We start from the raw sequence: 1403 nt of genomic DNA, 5'->3' as shown, positions 1-1403 counted from the left end.
CGCTCCCAGAACCAGGGCCCGAACAGCGCGTACACACCGAGGTGTTGAGGTCCCTCGTCCCGTACGGACCGCTGCACGATCCGGTCGGCGAGCCTGCACAGCGCCCCGCGCAGGGACTCCGCGTCGGGCACGCGCAGCAGCACCTCGGCCAGCAGGTGCGAGGCCCACCAGCGGGCGTCGTCGAGGGCCGCCCCGGTCCCTGCGGCGGGCTCGTCCGCGTCGGCCTCGCGCCGCGCCTGCGGCACGCGCGCACCCGGAGGTTCCGGCCCCAGCCGGTCCAGGGCGTCCGCCAACTCCCGCAGCCTGCTGCCCAGTTCGGCCGGGCCCCGCTGCCGCCCCAGCAGGAGCAGCGCCTGGACCACCGGGCCGATCCGGTGCCGGGGCAGCCGTACCGTCGGATCTCCCGGCCCCTCGCCCTCGCACCAGCGGTGGACCAGGGTGCGCAGAGCCCCGTCCACGTCGAGGTGTTCGCCCTGGAGCCAGTCGGCGAACTCCTCGTGGGCGAAGCGGTAGCCGGTTCCCGCCGGGGTGAGCAGACCCTCGGTGAGGACGGCAGGGGCCCAGCCCGTGCGCCAGGGGAAGAGCTCTTCGAACGCCTCGCGGTCCAGCTCGCCCTCGCCGGGCCCCAGGCACCGCCGTGCCGCCTCGTGCACCTGCCCTGACACCCGGGCCGCCAGTCTGCGCACCGCGCTCCCGCGCAGCTCGGGCCCGCCCGCCGCCACGATGCGGACCGCGATCCGCAGGCACATCAGGTCCAGATGGGCGGTGAAGATCTCCTCGCGGGACGGACAGCCTTCGGCCCCGCCGGGGAGCGCCTCGCGGACCTCCGCGAACAGCCGCAGGGCGAGGGGGTGCGCCGCGTCGGCGGACGCGAGGGTTCCGTCGGGGATCGCGTACATCCGGCGGGCCTGCGCCGCCTCCGCCGCCGACAGATCCCCGATCCGTACACCCGACGCCATACCTTCCGGGCAGAGCGCCACCGCCTGTTCCCACTGCTCCCAGTGCTCGGGGCGACAGGCGACGGCCATCCGCACGCCCTGCGCATGCAGCCACCCCGCCGTCCCCACCACCCAGTCGGCAAGGTGGCGCGCCAGCGCGGGTTCCATCTCCTCGGGCCCGTCCAGGAGTACGAACAGGGGCTGGCCCGCGTCCGCCGCGAGGCGTGCGACCTGCTCGGGGGTGGCCGCCTCCTTGCCGCCGGGGGCGACGATCCGCCCCGCCTGCTGGAGGGTGCGGGCCACCGCGTCCGCGAGGGAAGCGTCCCCGGCGCGCAGATCGGCTCCGCGCAGCCAGAGGGTCGGTGCGGGTTCGGCGCCCTTGGCGCGCCGGGCGGCGAGCGCGCCGAGTTCGGTCGTACGGCCGCTGCCCGGGTCCCCGACGACCCCGAGGATCAGCCCCGTGAA

1 protein-coding gene is annotated in these 1403 nt (G+C 76.2%); it reads right to left on the bottom strand.

Annotated elements, in window-relative coordinates; genetic code table 11:
* Positions 1 to 1403 (bottom strand): NACHT domain-containing protein (locus J0695_RS38895; protein ID WP_505383629.1); only part of this gene is annotated, 1403 nt, incomplete at both ends.

Origin of the sequence: Streptomyces beijiangensis, from assembly GCF_017315755.1 — a bacterium.
In the GTDB taxonomy this organism is placed as follows: domain Bacteria; phylum Actinomycetota; class Actinomycetes; order Streptomycetales; family Streptomycetaceae; genus Streptomyces; species Streptomyces beijiangensis.
This window is presented reverse-complemented; position numbering and strand designations above follow the sequence as displayed.